At 67.7% G+C, this 20,156-nt stretch carries 12 protein-coding genes, 1 pseudogene and 1 riboswitch; of the genes and pseudogenes, 8 read left to right on the forward strand and 5 right to left on the reverse strand.

Annotated features, from left to right (window positions below; translation table 11 throughout):
- Positions 1-17 precede the first annotated feature (17 nt).
- The 4 genes from IPP98_00885 to ettA form a co-directional block, all read right to left on the reverse strand.
- Positions 18-1,313: a hypothetical protein gene (locus IPP98_00885; protein ID MBL0177666.1), complete on the reverse strand. Its 1,296-nt coding sequence runs from the start codon at positions 1,311-1,313 to the stop codon at positions 18-20.
- The gene (locus IPP98_00890) at positions 1,310-1,975 is read right to left on the reverse strand and encodes a response regulator transcription factor (GenBank protein MBL0177667.1); all 666 of its coding nucleotides are present in this window, start codon (positions 1,973-1,975) and stop codon (positions 1,310-1,312) included. The genes IPP98_00885 and IPP98_00890 overlap by 4 nt, the downstream gene beginning before the upstream one ends.
- Before the next feature lie 7 nt (positions 1,976-1,982).
- The gene (locus IPP98_00895) at positions 1,983-5,621 is read right to left on the reverse strand and encodes a carboxypeptidase regulatory-like domain-containing protein (protein ID MBL0177668.1); all 3,639 of its coding nucleotides are present in this window, start codon (positions 5,619-5,621) and stop codon (positions 1,983-1,985) included.
- A 152-nt stretch (positions 5,622-5,773) separates the two neighbouring features.
- Positions 5,774-7,450: an energy-dependent translational throttle protein EttA gene (gene ettA, locus IPP98_00900; GenBank protein MBL0177669.1), complete on the reverse strand. Its 1,677-nt coding sequence runs from the start codon at positions 7,448-7,450 to the stop codon at positions 5,774-5,776.
- On the opposite strand from ettA, the gene IPP98_00905 reads away from it, so the two are divergent.
- From IPP98_00905 to IPP98_00915, 3 genes and pseudogenes are all read left to right on the forward strand, one after another.
- Positions 7,425-8,720, forward strand: coding sequence for a PQQ-dependent sugar dehydrogenase (locus tag IPP98_00905; protein ID MBL0177670.1), 1,296 nt, complete (start codon positions 7,425-7,427; stop codon positions 8,718-8,720). The genes ettA and IPP98_00905 overlap by 26 nt on opposite strands.
- Positions 8,721-8,786: 66 nt before the next feature.
- On the forward strand, positions 8,787-9,317 hold the full coding sequence (locus tag IPP98_00910; protein MBL0177671.1) for a redoxin domain-containing protein: 531 nt from the start codon (positions 8,787-8,789) through the stop codon (positions 9,315-9,317).
- A gap of 86 nt (positions 9,318-9,403) precedes the next feature.
- Positions 9,404-11,531 (forward strand): annotated as a pseudogene (locus tag IPP98_00915) (DPP IV N-terminal domain-containing protein).
- Between the two features lie 71 nt (positions 11,532-11,602).
- On the opposite strand, the gene IPP98_00920 reads toward IPP98_00915, so the two are convergent.
- Positions 11,603-12,055, reverse strand: a complete 453-nt coding sequence (locus tag IPP98_00920; protein ID MBL0177672.1) for a VOC family protein — start codon at positions 12,053-12,055, stop codon at positions 11,603-11,605.
- A 132-nt stretch (positions 12,056-12,187) separates the two neighbouring features.
- A riboswitch (SAM riboswitch) is annotated at positions 12,188-12,262 on the forward strand.
- A 262-nt stretch (positions 12,263-12,524) separates the two neighbouring features.
- Between IPP98_00920 and IPP98_00925 the strand changes: the two genes are divergently transcribed.
- From IPP98_00925 to IPP98_00945, 5 genes are all read left to right on the forward strand, one after another.
- Positions 12,525-13,511 carry a homoserine O-succinyltransferase gene (locus tag IPP98_00925; protein ID MBL0177673.1) on the forward strand — a complete coding sequence of 329 codons (987 nt, stop codon included), beginning with the start codon at positions 12,525-12,527 and terminating at the stop codon, positions 13,509-13,511.
- Positions 13,501-14,688, forward strand: coding sequence for a cystathionine gamma-synthase (gene metB, locus IPP98_00930; GenBank protein MBL0177674.1), 1,188 nt, complete (start codon positions 13,501-13,503; stop codon positions 14,686-14,688). Before IPP98_00925 ends, metB begins: the two co-directional genes overlap by 11 nt.
- A 166-nt stretch (positions 14,689-14,854) precedes the next feature.
- Positions 14,855-15,697, forward strand: coding sequence for a cyanophycinase (locus IPP98_00935; protein MBL0177675.1), 843 nt, complete (start codon positions 14,855-14,857; stop codon positions 15,695-15,697).
- A 23-nt stretch (positions 15,698-15,720) separates the two neighbouring features.
- Positions 15,721-18,510, forward strand: coding sequence for a cyanophycin synthetase (cphA, locus tag IPP98_00940; GenBank protein MBL0177676.1), 2,790 nt, complete (start codon positions 15,721-15,723; stop codon positions 18,508-18,510).
- A gap of 5 nt (positions 18,511-18,515) precedes the next feature.
- Positions 18,516-20,141: a Mur ligase gene (locus IPP98_00945; protein ID MBL0177677.1), complete on the forward strand. Its 1,626-nt coding sequence runs from the start codon at positions 18,516-18,518 to the stop codon at positions 20,139-20,141.
- Positions 20,142-20,156 lie beyond the last annotated feature (15 nt).

Raw genomic sequence — 20,156 nt, forward strand, 5'->3', positions numbered from 1 at the left:
CTACGATGACAATTGGGTCAAGCCGCGGAGGGCTCCGCACGCGGGAAGCGCACTTCGGCCATGGTCCCGATCCCGATGTCGGAGGTCACTCGGAGGGTCGCGCCGTGTGAAACGGCAATCCACTGGGCGATGGCCAGCCCGAGCCCGGCGCCACCGGTGCCCTCCAGCGAGCGGGTACGCGCCTGGTCGCCGCGGTAGAAGCGCTCGAAGATGTGAGGGAGCTGTTCCGGGGTGATCCCCACCCCGGTATCGGTGATCCGCAGGAAGGGTCGCCCGCCGTCGGCCCCGACGTGCACCGTGACATCCCCTCCCGGCGCCGTGAACTTGATGGCGTTGTCGAGCAGGATCATGGCCAATCGCCGGACCAGGTGCGGATCGCCATCCACGGGAGCTTCCTCAAATTCGGCAAGCGCCATGGTGACGCCCTTGGCCGTGGCCATCACGCGTGCCGCGTCCGCGGCGTCCAGCGCCACGTCGTCCAGGAAGAGCCGCTGGTGTTCCATCGGCCGGTGGCCGGCTTCTCCGCGGGCAAGCGTGAAGATGTCTTCCACGATACGACCGAGGTGACCGCTCTCGACGGTGATCCCTTCGAGGGCTGCCGCATAGGTTGCCGCATCACGCGGCTGTTGCAGCGCGACCTCCGCGCGACCACGAAGGACGCTCAGTGGTGTCCGCAACTCATGCGCCGCGTCGGCCATGAAGCGGCGCGTCTGTTCCATCGAACGTTCGATGGGCCGGATCGATTGCCCGACCAGCACGTAGCCGCCGATCGCCACCAGCAGGAGCCCGGCGAGGGCTCCGAGTCCGAAGGTCGTGATCAGCGAGGCATAGCGATCCTCGAGCTCGACCCGGTCCGCGACCGCGATGGCGATCATCCCTTGCCCGCGGCCGACAGTGAAGCGATTGGCATGCAGGCGGAACATCAACTCATCGTTCGTGGGGGACGGCTGGTCGCGCGTGACGCTGCCGCGGGCCGCCGCCTCGAGGGCGATGACGCGCACCCAGTCTGGCACGACCTCCGGGCGGATTGGCGTGCCGTCGAGCTGCAGCAGGAAGAGACGCCGGTCGGGGATCCGCAGCTCGTCGACGGCGTCGGCCACCGGGCCTGGCAGACCGCGCTCGCGCTCCCGGACGGCCGCCGCCTGCTCGAGCTGGGCGACGGCCTTCTGGAGAGACTCGTCGAGCTCCTCGGCGAACTGTCGGCTCACCACGACGAACAGCCCGCCGCCCAGGATGACGAGAATCAACGTCAACGTGAGGAGGTACCAGGCGGTCAGGCGCCAGCGGAGTGGGCCGAGCAGCTTGGTCGTCATGGCCCGAAGCGGTAGCCCGCGCCGCGGAGCGTGTGAATGAGTTTCGGCTCGAAATCGTCGTCCAGCTTTCGGCGCAGCCGGCGAATCAGCACTTCCAGGACGTTCGTGAACGGGTCGTGGTTGTCGTCCCAGACCTCGGCGCTGATGACTGCGCGGTCGACGACGACGCCGAGGTGGCGTGTGAGGCAGGTGAGGAGGGCGAATTCCTTGGCCGTCAGCTCGATCGCCCGGCCCCCCCGGGTGACGGAACGTGCCGCGAAGTCCACCTCGAGGTCGGCCACGCGGACGACCGCGCCGGCCAGCACCGGACGGCGCGCCAGTGCCCGCACACGAGCGAGCAGCTCGCGGAAGGCAAACGGCTTGGTGAGGTAGTCATCGGCGCCGACATCGAGTCCCGTGACGCGATCGTCGACACTGTCGCGCGCAGTGAGCATGAGGATCGGGGTGGTCAGCCCGGCGGTACGCAGGTCGCGACAGAGGTCGAATCCGCTGCCGCCAGGAAGCATCACGTCGAGGAGCAGCACATCGTGGTGCTCGGCCAACGCGCGCTGCTGCCCTTCGGCGCGCGTGGCCGCCCACGTCACGATCATCGCGTGTTCCGCAAGGCCATCGTGGATGACGGTGGCCAGGTGATCGTCGTCCTCGACCAGCAGGATGCGCATGGCGTGTTCAACCAGTCTTGGGAGGGAAGAGCTTGGGAAGCTTAGCACGTTGTGCGGCCGTGAGGAGCGCACCAACGGCCTCCCGTTCACGGAGGAGAAGCTTCTGGATCTCCGGCTGTGCCTTGCCGAGCTCGGTGTTCAGTGCATCGTCGCGGATCGCCGTCCCCCGGCGAAGGAGGAGCGCAATCGTCGGGGCGAAGAGCTGGTCGGATGCCGTCAGGAAGCGCGCCCGGATCACCTCAAGACCCGCGAGCTGCTCCGGTGAAAGCCCGAGCGAGTCCTGTTGAGCGAGAATCGGCTGGACGGGATCGGCTGTCAACTGCCGCATCCGCGAGCGAATGGCGTCCTCACTCATCTGGGGGGCGTTCTTCGTGGCCACGAGTCCGAGACGTTCCCCGGCGCTGACGCGCTTGGGGCCTCCCAGCTTGTACTCCACGCCAAGTTGCACCTGAAAGGGGGCGAAGCGTCTCCGGGCGGCGCCGAAGTCCTGGGGCGCGCCGAAGAGCTGGTTGACCCGGTAGGCGTAGTGGCGCGTCGCAGGATCGAAGCCGGTCACATACAGCAGCTTCGCGTCTGGGGTCGTGCTGGATGCCGAGCGCCCGAGCGGCGTATTGTCGAGACCGAAGGCACGGACCAAGGCACCCGTGGTGTTGAGCAGATTCATCGTGACGCGGAATCGGGACCCGGTCCCGAGCTCATCGGGGGGAGAGAAGTTGAGGCTGAGGTCTGCCCGAAGCTGCCATCCTGTCTTGCAACTGTTCCGCCCCGCGATGCGACCGAGCTGTGCCTCCAGGCAGCGTTGGGCACCGGAGGGTGCCGCGGCGAGCAGGGTGCGCATCTCCGTGGCCAGGGCTCCGTCACCCACGGTGGCGGGGTCGAAGACGAAGGCCCGATCGTTCGAGCGACCGTCTCCATTGATGTCCCCCACGGCCACCGGTGTGTACGGGATCCCGGAGAGGGCGCTGAGGCGGATGCCCAGGGCAATCCAGGAGATCCGCGGCGTCGCCGTCACGACGAGCTGATGGGTCGGCTGAGATCCGCGCGCCCACTCCTTCAAGAAGGGATCGCCGGCCGTCGTCCCGTTGAAGCCGCGTTCCTGTGCGCGTTGGTAGGCCTGGACATACTGCACCGCGAGCGGCATGCGGTTGCCGAAGAGCGCGCGCCGGGGAGCGAGAATGAGCGTGAATTGCGAGGCGGTGTTGCGGAGGTCCGAGAGGGTGTTGCTGACTCGACCGAAGGCCCCGTTTGGGCGCGCGGCGCCCGGGGCAATGACGCCCGTGCTTGGGACGATCGCATCCGGCGTCACAAGCACGGGCCGACCACCTTCCCCGGGCAGTGTGAAGAGCGGCGTCCGACGCAGGTTGAGATCCACGGCGCTCTCGCGGTTGAGTCCGAGGGAGTACGTCCCGCTCAACGCCATCGACCATCCACCAAGCCGGATCCCCTCGACGCCAAGGTTCCCTCGCCAGCTGACCGGGGAACGGAAGGAAGGATCGAAGACGGTGACGTTCGGACGCGAAACGGAAAAGACGCCGGGGCCCGAGCCGTCACGGCAACTGTCTGCAATCGTGGCGCCGGAGACATTCCACTGCGGCACCGGGGTTGCATCGCCCGCGCACGAGAGGTAGAGCGTGGTGCTCGGCAGCCCCGTGGCATCAATCAGGCCAGCGATGTCTTCCGGGTCGATGGTGCCACGGAACGCCCCAACGCCACCAGACACGGTAATCCCTGGGACATTCAGCGAACGCATGGTCAGGGCGGACTGCGCCGAGGAGGTTCCATCGAAACTTGGACCGGTTCCCTTTCCCTTCGCGGCGTCACGACGGGCCCGGGAGGCCCACGAAACCCCGACGCGCGGGGAAAGCCCAAGTTGCGAAGGGATCCGGTTGGTCTTGAGGCCATACACGGAGTCCACCACCGGATTGTATTCCGGTAGCACCCCCTGGCGCGCGATGTCGACGCGCATCCCCCCTTGGACCTGGATTGCTTCGGACGCGCGCCATTCATCCCCCAACCACAGGCCGACGATCGTGCTGCGATTGGCGAGCTGTCTGGTCGAAATCGTGCGGGTATAGCTCGCCGGCCTGTTGGCCGCCAGGTCAGCGAGGGTCTGGTAGGTGTAGGTGCCACGGAGGTTGCCGGTCCGCCGCTCGTGCTCCCAGTCCCCTTCGATCGACTGACCGAATTTGATGCGGTGGCGGCTGCTCCCTGTCAGTACGGCAAACTGGTTGGTCACTTCCAGCGATCGCGAATCACTCTGACTGGGGCCCGACCCGCTGCCGCCGAACCGGAGCGTGGTCAGCCCCGTGCGACCGTCGTCGAACGACGTGCCGACCCGGACGGAGCCACCGGCGAGGTCCAGGTAGGGGCTGCCGGAATTGTCCCCGAAGGAGTATTGCGCCTTGAACTCATTCAAGATGCCGCGTACGTAGCCAGAGAACGACGTGCCCACCGTGTACCGGTCCCGCCTGCTCTGCGACGCGATGGACGGCAGGGACAGTTGGCCCACGCCATTCCCGACCTGGGTGCGCCGATTCACGTTGAACGTCGTGGTGAGCGAGACTGTTGAGGACGGGGTCCAGTCCACGCGCCCGAACAGCGTCTGGCGTTCCTCGCCCTTGTCTCCCGGGATGGTGGACGGGCTGGTCGGTACGCCCAGCCGCCCGAGCGTCTGGGAGAGGTTTGCCACTGTGTCGCTCGGCAGGCCGTTCTGGGAACGCAACACCGCACGGTCGGTGAGGAGGGAGTAGTTCTCCACCGCGGTGTGGCTGGCATCGAAGGCCGTCAAATAGCGGAGGCGCCCCCGAACGATCGGTCCACTGATGCTCCCGCTGCCGAGCTGGATCCGAGGGGCCGGGGTCGGGGAGGAGCGGTCAGCCCAGGTGGAGAAGCGATCCACGGTTTGCGCGCGAGCGACCGCCTGAAACAGGTCGGTGCCACCCTTGGTCTGGATCACGATCTGTCCGCCCGCGAATTTCCCGGCCGCGGGATCGTACGTCGTGGTGACGAGCTTGGCGGCACCGATGGCATCACGCGGCAAGTTGTCGCCACCAAATTTCATCCCGTCCACCGTCGTGCTGTTCTGCCGAGTCGAGGCGCCGAGGACACTATACGTGGTGGAGTCACCGGTGGTGGTCATCACCCCGATGGCCAGGGCGGCCAGCGCGGCGAGATTGGAGGGATCCAACGAGAATAAGGTGCCCGCCAACAGATCGATCTGGTCTCCCCCGACCGAGGGCGGTTGCATCACCAGCCGAGCGCTCGATACGGTGATGGTATCAAGTTGAAAGGGCATCGCCGTCAGCTCGATATTCACGATCAAAACACTTGAGAGCCCGGTACGCGTGGCGCGCAGTGTGACGGGCCGATGTCCGATTGCCCGGGCAACCAAGACGTAGTCGCCATCCGCCGACGGGGCAATCGCGATGTAGTCTCCCTTGGTGTTTGTTCTCGCGGTAATCACGGTGCGCGTCACCAATCCAGTGATTGTGATCATCGCCTCAGCGAGTGGCCGACCTCCCATGCCGATCACCCGGCCCCGGAGGACTTCGGCGTCCGCACCCTGCGCAGCGAGGAGGCGGGGCGCCAGCACCGCAAGGGAGAAGAGCACCACGCGGACGAGCCGCGCTCGAAACCGACCTGACATGACGGACCCCAGTAGTGATGATCGGGCCAAGATGAACTGGAGTGCCTGTCACCACGATGACACGGGTTCTGGGGGCGCAAAACTGCGCAGGGGCGATGCTTTCGTCGCCCCTGCGCAGTTCCAAACGCTGGTTGCCGGCTGCTTTGCGCCGCCTAGTGCGTCAACTTCCGATACTTGATCCGGTGCGGCTCGTTCGCCGCCATCCCCTTCCGGCGCTTCAGGTCGGCTTCGTAGTCCTGGTAGTTCCCCTCGAACCAGACCACTTCGGAGTCGCCCTCGAAGGCCAGGATGTGGGTCGCGATGCGGTCGAGGAACCAGCGATCGTGGGAGATCACCACCGCGCAGCCTGAGAAGGTCAGCAGCGCGTCTTCGAGTGCGCGCAGCGTGTCGACGTCGAGGTCGTTGGTCGGCTCGTCAAGGAGCAGCATGTTGCCGCCGCTCTTCAGCAGTTTCGCCAGGTGCAACCGGTTCCGCTCCCCGCCCGACATCAGGCCGACCTTCTTCTGCTGGTCGGAGCCCTTGAAGCCGAACCAGCCGCAGTAGGCGCGCGAGTTCACGGTGCGCGTGCCGAACTGCAGATTGTCGTAGTCGCCGGCGATTTCCTGATAGACCGTCTTCTCCGGGTCGAGCGCTTCGCGGGACTGATCCACATAGGACGGCACCACGGTCTTGCCCACGACCAGCTCGCCACCGTCCGGCTTCTCCTGCCCCATGATCATCCGGAAGAGGGTCGTCTTGCCGGCGCCGTTCGGGCCGATGATGCCAACGATGCCGGAGCGCGGCAGCGCGAAGTCGAGGTTCTCGAAGAGCAGCTTGTCGCCGAAGGCCTTGGTCAGCTTCTTGGCGATGACGACCTCATCGCCGAGGCGCGGCGCCGGCGGGATCAGGATTTCGTGGCCACCGACATCGGCCTTCGCCTCCTCCTCGACCAGCGCCTCGTAGGCGCCGAGTCGCGCCTTGCTCTTGGCCTGCCGCGCCTTGGGGCTCATCCGCACCCACTCGAGCTCGCGCTCGAGCGTCCGCTTCCGCGCCGACGCCTGCTTCTCTTCGGTGGCGAGCTTCTTCTCCTTCTGGTCGAGCCACGACGAATAGTTGCCCTTCCAGGGCACCCCTTCGCCACGGTCGAGTTCGAGGATCCACTCGGCGGCGTTGTCGAGGAAGTAGCGATCGTGGGTGATCGCGACGACCGTGCCGGGGAAGTCCTTGAGGTAGCGCTCGAGCCACGCCACCGACTCGGCATCGAGGTGGTTGGTCGGCTCGTCGAGCAGCAGCATGTCGGGCTTCGACAGCAGCAACCGGCAGAGCGCGACGCGCCGCTTCTCGCCGCCGGAGAGCGTGTCCACCTTCGCGTCGGCCGGTGGCAGCCGCAGGGCGTCCATCGCGATGTCGAGGGTGCGGTCGATCTCCCACGCATTCGCCGCATCGATCTTGTCCTGCAGCGCCGCCTGCTTGTCGAGCAGCGCCGTCATCTCGTCGTCGCTCATCGGCTCGGCGAACTTCATCGAGATCTCCTCGAACCGCGTCAGGAGCGCGCGCGTCTCCGCCAGCGCCTCTTCGACGTTGCCGCGCACATCCTTGGTCGGGTCGAGCACCGGCTCCTGCGGGAGGTAGCCGATCTTGACGCCGTCGGCCGGCTTCGCCTCACCGAGGAAGTCCTGGTCGACCCCGGCCATGATCTTGAGGAGCGACGACTTGCCGCTGCCGTTCGACCCGATCACGCCGATCTTGGCGCCCGGGAAGAAGGAGAGGTAGATCCCCTTGAGGATCTCGCGCTGGGGGGGGACGATCTTGCGAAGATCCCGCATGGTGAAGATGTATTGGTGGCTCATGGACGAGAAAATAGTCGAACCGACCGAGGACCGATGCCCCCTCACGCTCCTGCTGCTCTCCCTGGTCCTCCTCGCCACCCCCCTCGCCGCACAGGGCCGCGACTGCGACGGCTATCTCACGCCGCTGGTCGTGCCGGCCGGCTTCTGTGTGCGGCCCTTCGCCGAGAAGGTCGGACCGGTCCGGCACCTGGTGGTCCATCCAACCGGCGTCGTGATCGCGGCGACCAAGCTTCCCCCCGGACTGGTCTCGCTCGCCGACACGAGCGGCGACGGACAGGCCGACGTCGTCACCCGCTTCGGTCCCGGGGAAGGGGGCACCGGCGTGGCCTGGCGGGCCGGCTGGCTCTATTTCGCCGCCGACATCGGGATCTATCGGATCCCCTGGCCGGCCACCTCGCGGGCGCCGACGGGAGTCGGCGAGTGGATCGTCGAGCGGCTCCCGGCCGGCGGCAGTGGCTGGGCGCACTACATGAAGGGGATCGTGGCGGCCGCTGATGGAGCACTCTACGTTTCGATCGGATCATCCAGCGACAACTGTCAGGCGGGCGGAGCCGAGGGGGCAATCCGCATCCCCGGTCAGTGGCCCTGTCCGGAACTCACCACTCGGGCAGGGATCTGGCGCTTCGTGCCGCCCGCGACGGGGAAGGCGGCGTGGGTGGGGAGTCGTTATGCCACCGGGCTCCGCAATGCGATGGCGATGGCCCAGGACCACGCGACCGGGACGCTCTGGGCGCTCACCCACGGCCGGGACTTCCTGAACCGGACCTGGGGGGTCAGCGACGAGGAATCGGCCGACCAGCCCGCCGAGCTGCTGGTCCGCGTCGTGGCGGGCGCCGACTTCGGCTGGCCGTACTGCATGGGCCGTTGGCGGTTCAACGCGCCCACCACCTTGGTGGTCGCCCCGGACTACGCCAGCCAGGCCGGGGCCGCCTGTGCCACGAAGACGCAGCCCACCGTTGGATTCCCGGGGCACTGGGCGCCGATGGCGGTGGCGCTGGCCACGGAGGCAATGCCCGAGGGGTGGCGTCGCGGGCTGCTGATCGCCTTCCACGGCTCCCGGAGTCGCTCGCCGCTGCCGGAGGCCGGCCACCAGTTGCTCTACCAGCCCCTCGATGCCGGCGGGATGCCAGCCGGGGAGTCCAGGATCCTCCTCCGCAGCAGCGATCGCCCGGGGACGCTGCGGCTCGCCGGGGTGGCCGTCGCCGCCAATGGCATGGTGTATCTGGCCGACGATGATTTCGGCCGGATCATCCGGATCGAGAAGCGCTGAGCGCTATATTTCGGGGTTCCGCGCCAACCCGCGCGGCCCTTCACCCCCGACTCGAATAGGTGGTCCATGCGCCGTTCCTCCCTGCTCGCTGCGCTCCTCCTCGCCCCCGCCGCGCTGGCGGCCCAGGGCCCTGCCGTCGGCGACGTCGCCCCGGCCTTCTCGATGACACTATCGGGGAAGGACGGGACGATTGCCGAGCCGGTCACCTTGGCGTCACTCAAGGGCAAGGTGGTGGTCCTCGCCTTCTTCCCGCGGGCGCGCACCTCGGGCTGCACCATCCAGATGAAGGCGTACCGCGATCGCTACGCCGAGCTCTTCGGCAAGGACGTGGAGCTGATCGCCATCTCGACCGACACCCCCGAGGCGCAGGCGTCCTGGGCCAAGGATGAGGCGTTTCCGTTTCGCTTCGGCGCCGACGTGAACGCCCGGGTCGGCAAGGCGTATGATGTGGCGACCGCCGCCGGGATGATGGACAGCCGGGTGCTCTTCGTGATCGGCAAGGACGGCAAGGTCGCCAAGGTCATGCGGCCGTTCCGTGAGATCGATCCGACCGCCTACACCGAGCTGGGCGTCGCCATCGCCGCCGCCCGCAAGTAGGTCGGATGCAACAACCGTCCGGCGCCCCGCGTAGAGCGGGGCAGCTGGACCCCCCATTCCCACCCACGCAGGAGCTCCACCCCATGATGCAGCGCCTGGCCGGTCGTCCCGGCCTTCTCTTCGGCCTCGTGGTGGCCGGTGCCACCGTCGCCCTCGCCACCCCGGTCGTGGCGCAGGATCGACTCAAGAGCATGCCCGGCTACGAGCAGTACACCCGGATGGCGCCTCAGCTGAATGGCACCGTCAAGCTGGGCACCGTGCTTGGCGGATGGGTGGATGCCGGCAAGGCGTACGAATACACCACCGATGGCAAGCGCTATCGCTTTGATGCGGCGACGAAGAAGATCGCCGAGACGACGGTCGCCGGCACGCCGGTGACGCCGCCGGCCGGTGGCCGTGGCGCCGGCGGGCGCGGTGGCGCCGGCATCGAGCGCGGTCGGCAGGCGACCGAAGCGATCTCGCCCGACGGCAAGCTGAAGGCGGTGTATCGCGACCGGAACCTGGTGCTCACCGACAGCGGCGGCGGCAATGGCGCGCCGATCACGACCGATGGCAGCGAAAAGGCGCGGATCAAGTACGGGACCGCGAGCTGGGTCTACGGCGAAGAGTTGAGTCAGACCACCGCGATGTGGTGGAACCCGACCAGCACCAAGGTTGCGTACTATCGCTTCGACGAGAAGCCGGTCCCCGACTACTACATCCAGATGGATCAGACCAAGGTGCAGACGTCGCTCGATATCGAGGCCTACCCGAAGGCGGGCGTCGACAATCCGATCGTCGATCTCTTCGTGTACGACGTCGCCTCGAAGCAGTCGATCAAGCTCGACATTCGCGACGGCAAGCCGTGGAGCAACGACGTGGTCGGCCACTACGTCTACAACGTGCGCTGGTCGCCCGACGGCAAGGAACTGCTGGTCAATCGCACCAACCGCCGCCAGAACATTCTCGAGTTCGCCGCCTGCTCCCCCGAGAGCGGCAAGTGCCGCGTCGTCATCCGCGAGGAGTGGCCCACGGGGTGGGTCGAGAATCGCCCGGCGATGACCTGGCTGGCCGACAACAACCGTTTCCTCTGGGTGTCCGAGCGGAACGGCTTCAAGAACTTCTATCTCTACGATCTCTCCGGGAAATTGATTGCCCCGGTGACGCAGCATCAATTCGAGGTCGTGAGCATCGTCAAGCTGGACGAGGCCGCAGGGGTGCTCTGGTACACCGCGCGCGACGGCGACAACTTCCTCAAGGTCCAGTTGCATCGCGTCGGCCTGAACGGCAAGGGCGACGTCCGCCTGACCGACAAGGCCTACACCCACGCGGTCACGCTCTCGCCCGACGCGAAGTTCATCGTCGACGTGGCCCAGGCGCACGACGTACCGCCGTTCACCCAGGATCCTCGACGCCTCGGGCAAGGTCGTCGCCGAGCTGGCCAAGTCGGACATGACCAAGTTCAACGAGCTCGGCCTGAAGAAGTCCGAGGTCTTCACCTATCTCGCCGCCGACGGCAAGACGCCGTTGCTCGGGATGATCCAGTATCCGTCAAACTTCGATCCGTCGAAGAAGTACCCGGCGCTGCTCTCCATCTACGGCGGCCCGGCCTCCGCCGCGACGCGCGAGATGTGGACGCCGCCGGCCGCGATGGCGGAATACGGCTTCCTGATCCTGACACTCGATTCGCGCGCCGCGCCGGGCATGGGGAAGCGCACGCTTGACGATCTGTACATGAAGCTCGGGCAGACCGAGATGAACGACTTCGCCGAAGGGCTCAAGGAGCTCGCCAAGCGGCCCTACTTCGACGCCAAGCGGGTCGGCGTCTTCGGCACGTCCTACGGTGGCTACACCTCGGCGATGATGGTGCTGCGCTTCCCGGATCTGGTCGCGGCGGCCTCGGCGTCGTCGGCGGTCACGGCGTGGAACCACTACGACACGATCTACACCGAGCGCTACATGTGGATTCCGCAGGAGAACGCGGAGGGCTACACCAAAGGCTCGGCGATGACCTATGCCAAGGACCTCAAGGGTCGGCTCCTGATCTACTACGGCACCGCCGACAACAACGTGCACCCGAACAACGCCATGCAGCTCATCAAGGCGCTGCAGCAGGCGGGGAAGAGTTTCGAGGTGCAGGTCGGGCCGGACGCCGGTCACACCGGCGTCAACAACCAGCGGATGATGGAGTTCTTCATCGAGAACCTGGTGATGAAGGTGTCGCCGGTGTCCTGAGCGTCGACCAGGAGCGCATGCACCACGGGGGGCCGCAGTCGCGGCCCCCCGTTGGCATTCCCACTTGCCGCCTACTTGGCAAACATCTGGGTCGGATCCTGAAAGGCCTTGAATTCGAGTGCGTTGCCGGCAGGGTCGAGCAGGAACATCGTGGCCTGCTCGCCAACCTGCCCGACGAACCGGATTCCCGGCTCGATGATGAAGGCGACGCCGGCCGTGCGCAGCGTGTCCGCGAGCGCGTGCCAGGCATCCCACGCCAACACGAGGCCGAAATGCCGGACCGGGACGGCGTGGCCGTCGACCTGGTTCGCCGCCGTCTTGCCCAGTTCCTCGGGGGCCAGGTGGGCCACGATCTGGTGCCCGTGGAAATCGAAGTCGATCCACTGGTCGGAGGAGCGGCCCTCCGGGCACCCGAGCAGCCCGCCATAGAAGCGGCGCGCGGCCTCGAGGTCGTCGACGGGGAAGGCGAGGTGGAACGGAGGGATTGAGTGCACGGTGAGCCTCGGCGAGGGATGATGGGTCATGGATGATGGATGATAGATGGTCGATCCTGCTCGACCCATCCCCCACGACCCAACCATCCATAATCCATCATCCATCATCCATCATCCCCCTTGACGACCCTCCCCCCCCTCACGTACAATGCATTCACAATTGATGGTGTCCGTGGTGATTTGCCGCTGCTTGCAGCCACGTTAAATAAATGCTAAAGTGCACAGGACGCCTGGCGGCAGTATGCCCCCGGCGTTTTTTCGTGTGCGGGGGTCCTGATTCATCGACGGAGCAGGGAATGACCTGGCAGCCACGGCATCGCCGAATGCACATGCGAATGCTTCTTGTGACCGGAACTCCCATGGGAGACACGGCCAGGCTGTTGCGCATCCCTGCGTAGCACACACCTACCGACAGCTGTCGGCACGGCGCCCTGGCTCTCTCTCACGAGACGGCCGGGGCGCTCTGGTTTTTCCCCCTATGCACGAGACCGAGGACGCGATGACCTTGACCACGATCTTCCGGCGCAGTCCCGCGACGCCGAGTGCTGCTGAACTTCCTGCGGTTGCCGGCCACCACGGCGGGCTCCTGCCCCTCTCCCGGCTGCGCGTCGAGGCCCAAGGGCCCGTCGACGGTCCCGTCATCGTCGTGCTGGGCGGCATCTCCGCCTCCGCGCATGTCGCTGCCCATGCCGGCGACCCGACACCGGGATGGTGGGATGCCATCGTCGCTCCAGGCGGCGCGATCGACACCACACGATGTCGCGTCGTCAGCCTCGACTGGCTGACCATCCCCGGCCATCCCGTCGACGCCCGCGATCAGGCGCGCGCGCTCGGCATCGCGCTGGACCACCTCGGCGTCGCCACCGTCGAGGCGATCGTCGGCGCGTCCTACGGCGGCATGGTTGCGCTCGCCTTTGCCGCACTCTACCCGGCGCGGGCCGCGCAGTTGATCATCCTCTCCGCCGCGCACGAGAGCCACCCGATGGCCACCGCCCTCCGTTCGATCCAGCGTGGCGTGGTGCGCCTCGGCATCAAGAGCGGCCGAGCCCATGAGGCGGTCGCGCTTGCCCGTGCCCTTGGCATTACCACCTACCGCACGGCGGAAGAATTCGCCGATCGCTTCGGTGCCGCCCCGGTGCGGACCGCGGCGGGGTATCGCTTCCCGGTCGAGGATTACCTGGAGCATGGCGGCACCCGCTTCGCGATCGGCTGCGAAGCGGAGCGCTACGTGGCGCTCTCGGAGTCCATCGATCTGCACCGGATCGATCCCTCCGAGATCACGACCCCGACGACGCTCCTGGCCGTCGAGGGCGATCAACTCGTCCCGATCTGGCAGGTGCACGAGTTGTTCGGTCGTCTCGCCGGCCCCGGCCGCGTGGTCGAGATCACCTCGCGTTACGGGCATGACGCCTTCCTCAAGGAAGTTTCCGCTGTGGATGCATTGATTCGCTCGGCCCTTTCGCAGGGGGTGCGTCATGCCGCGTAATGGCCTCGCGACCGCGACGCGCGCGGTGCGCGCCGGCATCGCGACGGATGGGCAGCACGGCGCCGTGGTGCCACCGATCCACCTCTCCTCGACATTCCGCTTCCCGGCGTTCGGGGTGAAGGGGCGCTACGACTACTCGCGCTCCGGCAACCCGACGCGCGATCAACTCGCCGAGGCACTCGCGGCGCTTGAAGGGGGCGCGTCGGCCGTGGTCACCGCGTCGGGAATGGCCGCGGTCACGCTCGCCGTGCAGCTGGTGCAGCCCGGTGAGTTGATTGTCGCGACGCACGACTGCTATGGCGGCACGCATCGGTTGCTGACGCACCTGGCGCGGCGCGGTCACTTCGAGGTCGCGTTCGTGAATCTCAGCGATCCTGCCGCCGTCGCCCCAGCGCTTGCGCGGAAGCCTCGCCTGGTGTGGATCGAGACGCCGAGCAATCCGCTGTTGCGCATCACCGACATCCGTACCGTCGCCGACGCGGCGCACGCTGCGGGCGCGCTGGTGGGCGCCGACAACACCTTCCTCTCGCCGGCGCTGCAGCAACCGATCGCCCTCGGCGCCGACCTCGTCGTGCACTCGACCACCAAGTACATCAATGGTCACAGTGATGTCGTCGGCGGGGCAGTGATCGCCGCGAATCCGGCGTTGGGCGAGGAACTCGCCTGGTGGGCCAATTGCCTGGGGCTCACCGGAGCGCCATTCGACGCCTTCCTCACCTTGCGCGGTGTGCGGACGCTGCACGCGCGGATGCGCATTCACGAGGAGAACGCCCTCGCGATCGCGGCGGCGCTCTCCGCGCATCCCCTCATCGAGGCGGTTCACTACCCCGGGCTTGCCGATCACCCGGGGCATGCGGTCGCGGCCCGGCAGCAGCAGGGCTTCGGCGCGATGCTCTCCTTCGCGGTGCACGGCGGTCCGGCGGCGGTGGAGGCGGTGGCGACCGGGCTGGAGCTCTTCACCTTGGCCGAATCCCTCGGCGGCGTCGAGAGCCTGATTGCCCATCCGGCGACGATGACCCACGCGGCGATGGATCCCGCTGCGCGGGCGGCCGCTGGCATCGGCGATGGACTGTTGCGGCTCTCGGTAGGGATTGAGCACGGCGCCGACCTGGTGGCGGACCTCCTCTCCACCCTCGATCGGGTCGCGGCAACGGCGTTGGTGCAGGCGAGCATTTGAGCCGACCGTGGGGAGGGCGCGTCGTGCCGCCTCCGGGCTAGATTTCCCGGGTGATGGACCTCCTTCCCAATGCCGATTGCCGCACCTCGGTTGCTCCCGGCCACCCCCTGCTGTGCGGGGGTGGTCGGAGGTGGCCACTGGTCGGCATGCCTGACCCGGAGTCTGCATGAGTCCCCCGAAGATCCCCGAGGGTGGCCGACGTGGCTGGATCATCCCGATCGGGGGTGCCGAAGCGAAGGTGGGCAACGTCTCGATTCTCGAGCGCTTCGTCGCCCTCTCGGGTGGCCGTGATGCCCGGATCGGCGTGATCCCGACCGCCTCCCAGCTGTCGGACACCGGTCCGCGCTACCACACGCTCTTCCGCGAACTGGGAGCCGCCGAGGTGCTGGTGATGGACTTCGATACCCGGCGCGATTGCGAAGAGCCCGCACGGCTTGCGGACCTCGCACGATGCGACGGGGTCTTCCTCACTGGCGGGAATCAGCTGCGCCTCTCCACCTTGCTCGGCGGAACATCGGTCTCGCGCTTGTTGCGCACGCTGAACGCGGCCGGGGTGACGATCGCGGGGACCTCGGCGGGAGCGGCCTTTCTCTCCGAACACATGATCGCCTTCGGTGCGGAAGGCGCATCGCCGACGGCGCGTGGCGTGACCCTCGCACCGGGTCTGGGCCTCACCAACCGCGTCATCATCGACCAGCATTTCCGGCAGCGCGATCGACTGGGCCGACTGCTGAGCGCACTCGCGTACAATCCGTTCGCGATCGGCCTCGGGCTCGACGAGGACACCGCCGCCTTCATCGGGCCAGATGAGACGGTGGAAGTGGAGGGTAGCGGCGCGGTCACCGTCCTCGATTCGGGTGGCCTCACCTTCTCCTCGATGGACCGGGTCCAGGAGAACGAGCCGGTCTCGCTGCTCGGGATTCAGCTGCACATTCTCACCCGCGGGGCGCAGTTCAATCTGCACACCCGCGAAGCCGTGGCCGGTTCGCTGGCAACCAGCAAGAGCTGACCGGCGTGTCCTCAGGGGGCGACATGAAGATTCTCGATCGCGCGGTGTATGTCGGTCCCTCACGCTACGCCCATTTCCCGGTCATCCGACTGCGGCTCGATCTCGGCGCGCTCGAAGCGTGGCCGACCTCCCGCCTCGGTCCCGAGTTCATCGAGCCGCTGTTGGCTGCCCTCCCCGGTCTGCACGAGCACGGCTGCAGCTACGGCGAACCCGGTGGCTTCATCCGCCGACTCACCGAGGATGAGGGGACCTGGCTGGGGCACGTGCTCGAGCATGTGGCGATCGAGCTGCAGAACGTCGCCGGGATCAAGGTGACCTTCGGCAAGACGCGCGGCGCCGGTCCCGAGGGCGTGTACGACGTGGTCTACGAGTACGAGCAGCGGGACGAGGGGCTGGAGGCCGGCGAACTCGCGCTGCGCCTGCTGCTCGCCCTGCTGCCGGATGCCTGCCGCCCCGATGGCGCGCGGCCCCCCGATTGGGACTTTGCCCGCGAGCGCGATACCTACATCCGTTTTGCCCAGCGCCGCGCCCTCGGGCCGAGCACGGCCTCGCTGGTGCACGCCGCCGAAGCGCGCGACATCCCGTGGATGCGCCTCAATGCGTATTCGCTGGTGCAGCTCGGCCTCGGCAAGTATCAGCAACGCATCCAGGCCACCGTCACCGGCCGCACCTCGCACATCGCCGTCGAGATGGCCAGCGACAAGGAGGAGACCAACAAGCTCCTCGGCGCCCTCGGACTCCCGGTGCCACGCCAGGAGCTGGTGCAGCGGTCGGAAGATGCCGTGCGCGCTGCCAAGCGCATCGGGTTCCCCGTGGTGGTGAAGCCCTACAATGGCAATCATGGTCGGGCGATCTCGATCCACCTCACCACCGACGAGCAGGTCGCAACGGCCTTCGCCCTGGCGCAGGAGGTTTCACGCTCGGTGATCGTCGAGAGCTTCGTCACCGGGGATGACCATCGGCTGCTGGTGGTGGATGGCGTGCTGGTCGCGGCGACGCGCCGCACGCCGGCGCACGTGGTGGGCGACGGTCGCTCCACGATCGCCGACCTCGTCACCGAGGTGAATCGCGACCCGCGTCGTGGCATCGGGCATGAGAAGGTGCTCACCCGGCTCGAGCTGGATGCCAAGGCGGTCGAGTTCCTCGCGGCCAATGGCCACAGCCCATCGACCGTGCCACCGGCCGGCGAACGCGTCTACCTCTGCGCCACGGGGAACCTCTCGACCGGCGGCACCGCGACGGACGTCACCGACATCATCCACCCCGACAATGCGGAAATGGCGGTCCGCGCCATCAAGGCCGTCGGACTCGACGTGGGCGGCGTGGACTTTCTCTCGGCCGACATCAGCGAGTCGTACAAGAGCCACGGCGGCGGGATCTGCGAGGTGAACGCGGCACCCGGCTTCCGGATGCACTCAGCGCCAAGCGAGGGGACGCCGCGCGACGTGGCGGGCCCCGTGATCGACATGCTCTTTCCGAAGGGGACGCCGAGCGTGGTGCCGATCGCCGCCGTCACCGGGACGAACGGCAAGACGACGACGGCGCGCATGCTGGCGCACATCTGCCAGATGGCGGGCTTCACGCCCGGCCTCACCACCACCGACGGCGTCTACATCAACGGCCAGCGCACCGTCGAAGGGGACATGACCGGGCCCGCGTCGACGCGCATGGTGTTGAGCGACCCGAGCATCGACGTGGCCGTCCTGGAGGTCGCGCGGGGCGGGCTGCTCCGGGCGGGCATGGGGACGCGCTACGTCGATGTCGGCGCCGTGCTGAATGTCCGTGCCGACCACCTCGGCCTGAAGGGGATCGACACCCTCGAGCAGCTCGCCGAGGTGAAGCAAGTCGTGGTCGAGGTGGCGCGCGACACCGCGGTCCTCAATGCCGACGATCCGCTGGTGCTGCAGATGGCGTCCGAAACCGACGCCAAGCACCTCTGCTACGTCACCACCAATCCGGCGCATGAACTGGTGCGTGAGCACATCCGTGCGGGCGGCCGGGCCTGTGCGCTCGAGGCCGGCGTCAACGGCGAGATGATCACGCTGTACGATCACGGCGCGCACATTCCGCTACTCTGGACCCACCTGATTCCCGCCACGCTCGACGGCCGCGCCCTGCACAACGTCCAGAACGCGATGTTCGCCGCAGTGATGGCCTTCTCGATGGGGATCAAGCTCGACAGCATTCGCACCGGACTGCGGACCTTCGACACGTCGTTCTTCCAGGCGCCGGGCCGGATGAACGTCTACTCCGACCATCCGTTCCGGGTGATCCTCGACTACGGCCACAACGCGCACGCGGTCGGCGCCATGGTGGAGCTCGCGGCACGACTCGATGTGCGCGGGCGCCGGATCGTGGTGGTGGCGGCACCCGGTGACCGGCGCGACGAGGACATCCGGGCGATCGCCGAGACGGTCGCGGGGCACTTCGATGCCTACATCTGTCGTCGCGATGACACCTTGCGGGGCCGCGATGGCGATGAGGTCCCGCGCATGCTCGCGCGGGCGCTGGCGGGGGCCGGGGTGCCCGCCGATCAGGTCCAGGAAATTCCCGATGAACAGGCCGCGATCGACCACGCGCTGCGGATGGCCCGCGCCGGCGACCTGGTGCTGGTCTTCGGTGACGCGCTGCAGCGGTCGTGGGATCAGATCACCTCGTTCCGGCCCGAGGGCAGCGAGGCCCCGCTGCGCACGACGGGCGAGTTCCCGATCGCCGCCGTGGCACCGCCTCGCCAGCCGCGGGTCTCGCTCGACGGTGCCACGCTGGTGCGTGACGAGCGGGGCGTGCGCCTCGCCCGGGAGAGCGACGACTGACCGACATGCCCCAGCCGGAGCTGTCGGCACCAGCCTGGAGTGATTCCCGGCGGCTCTTCGGGCCGTCCCGTTGGCTCGATGCCCCCGGGGTCGTGCTCGAGGGATTCGTGGACGGCGCCCTCGCCGCCACCGTCGCCGTCGCATGGCGCGCCACCGTCCAACGGCTTGCGAGTGCGCTCGGCTGGCCCGCGCCCACGTGGAGCGTGACAGGCCGGGCCGGCCACCTGGTGCTCGCCTTCACTGCACCGGGAGACCAGTTGCTGACCGCCACCGAAGTGAACGAGTGGGCCTGGGAGTCGGTGCTGCGTGGCGCAGGGCTCGCATCGGCACCGGCGCCCTTTGCCCCGGGCGACCTTCCGCACGATGAATCGCAGGCAGTCAGACAGCTGGCAGCCCTCGCGGCCCTCGAGGCACAGGCGCCAACGAGCGACCTCGCGGTGGTCGCGCGGCCCGATCAGCGGGTCGCGCTCGTCACCGGATCGAACGGCAAGACCACGACGACCCGATTGATCGCTGCAATGACGATGGCCACCGGTCAGCAGACCGGCTGGTGCTGTACTGATGGTGTCTTCATCGATGGGGTGGCAGTCGAGGCGGGAGACTGGTCCGGCCCTGCCGGGGCGCAGCGGGTCGTGCACGCCCCCACGGTGCAGTGTGCCATTCTCGAAACGGCCCGCGGCGGCATCCTGCGTCGGGGCCTCGGCGTCCTCGGTGCCTCGGTGGCGGTGGTGACCAACATCGAAGCAGATCATTTCGGAGAATACGGCGTCGAGACGCTCGCCGACCTGGCTCTCGTCAAGCTGGTGATCGCGAAGGGATTGCGAGCGGGGGGCGTGCTGGTGCTCAATGCCGACGACCCCGCGCTGCGCGAATCCACGCTGCCCGCCGGCGTCATGGTGGCGTGGTACTCGCCCTCTGGCGCCACGCGCCACGTGGGAGACCGCCCCGTCACGGCGTGGCGCGACGCCGACCATCTCTGGCTGGCGTCCCCACAGGGGGTGCATGATCTCGGCGATCTCCGCACGATGCCTCTCACCGCGGCCGGCGCTGCCGAGTACAACCTCACCAACATGCTGGCTGCCGGCGTCGCCGCGCATCACCTCGAGGTGCCGGTGGCCATCATCACCGACGTGTTGGCACGCTTCGGCGCCCATCCCGCAGACAACGCCGGCCGCCTGAGTCGATTCGAGCTCGGCGGGGCAACCATCCTTCTCGACTACGCGCACAACCCGACGGGGCTGACGGGGCTGCTCAAGGTGGCCCGCAGTCTCCGGCCGACGCGGTTGCTGCTCCTGCTCGGGCAGGCAGGCAATCGCGACGACGGCGCGCTCGCCGACCTGGCTGCTGCTGCGTGGACCGCGCGGCCGGATCGGATCGTGTTGAAGGAGCTCGAGGGCTACCGGCGGGGGCGGACCGCGGGCGAAGTGCCCGCGTTGCTCGAGCATGCCCTGCGAATGCTGGGTGCGCCCGCTGAGCGGATCGTGACGGTCCTCGACGAAGTCGAAGCGGTCGAGGCAGCGATTGCGTGGTCACAACCCGGCGACGTCCTCGTGCTCCCGGTGCATTCCCTCGACGCGCGGACCGAGGTGCTGGCGCGCCTCGCCGCCATGGGTGCCATCACGCCCGCCTGACCCGAACCTCTCTCC

Source organism: Gemmatimonadota bacterium, assembly GCA_016720805.1.
GTDB lineage: Bacteria > Gemmatimonadota > Gemmatimonadetes > Gemmatimonadales > GWC2-71-9 > Palsa-1233.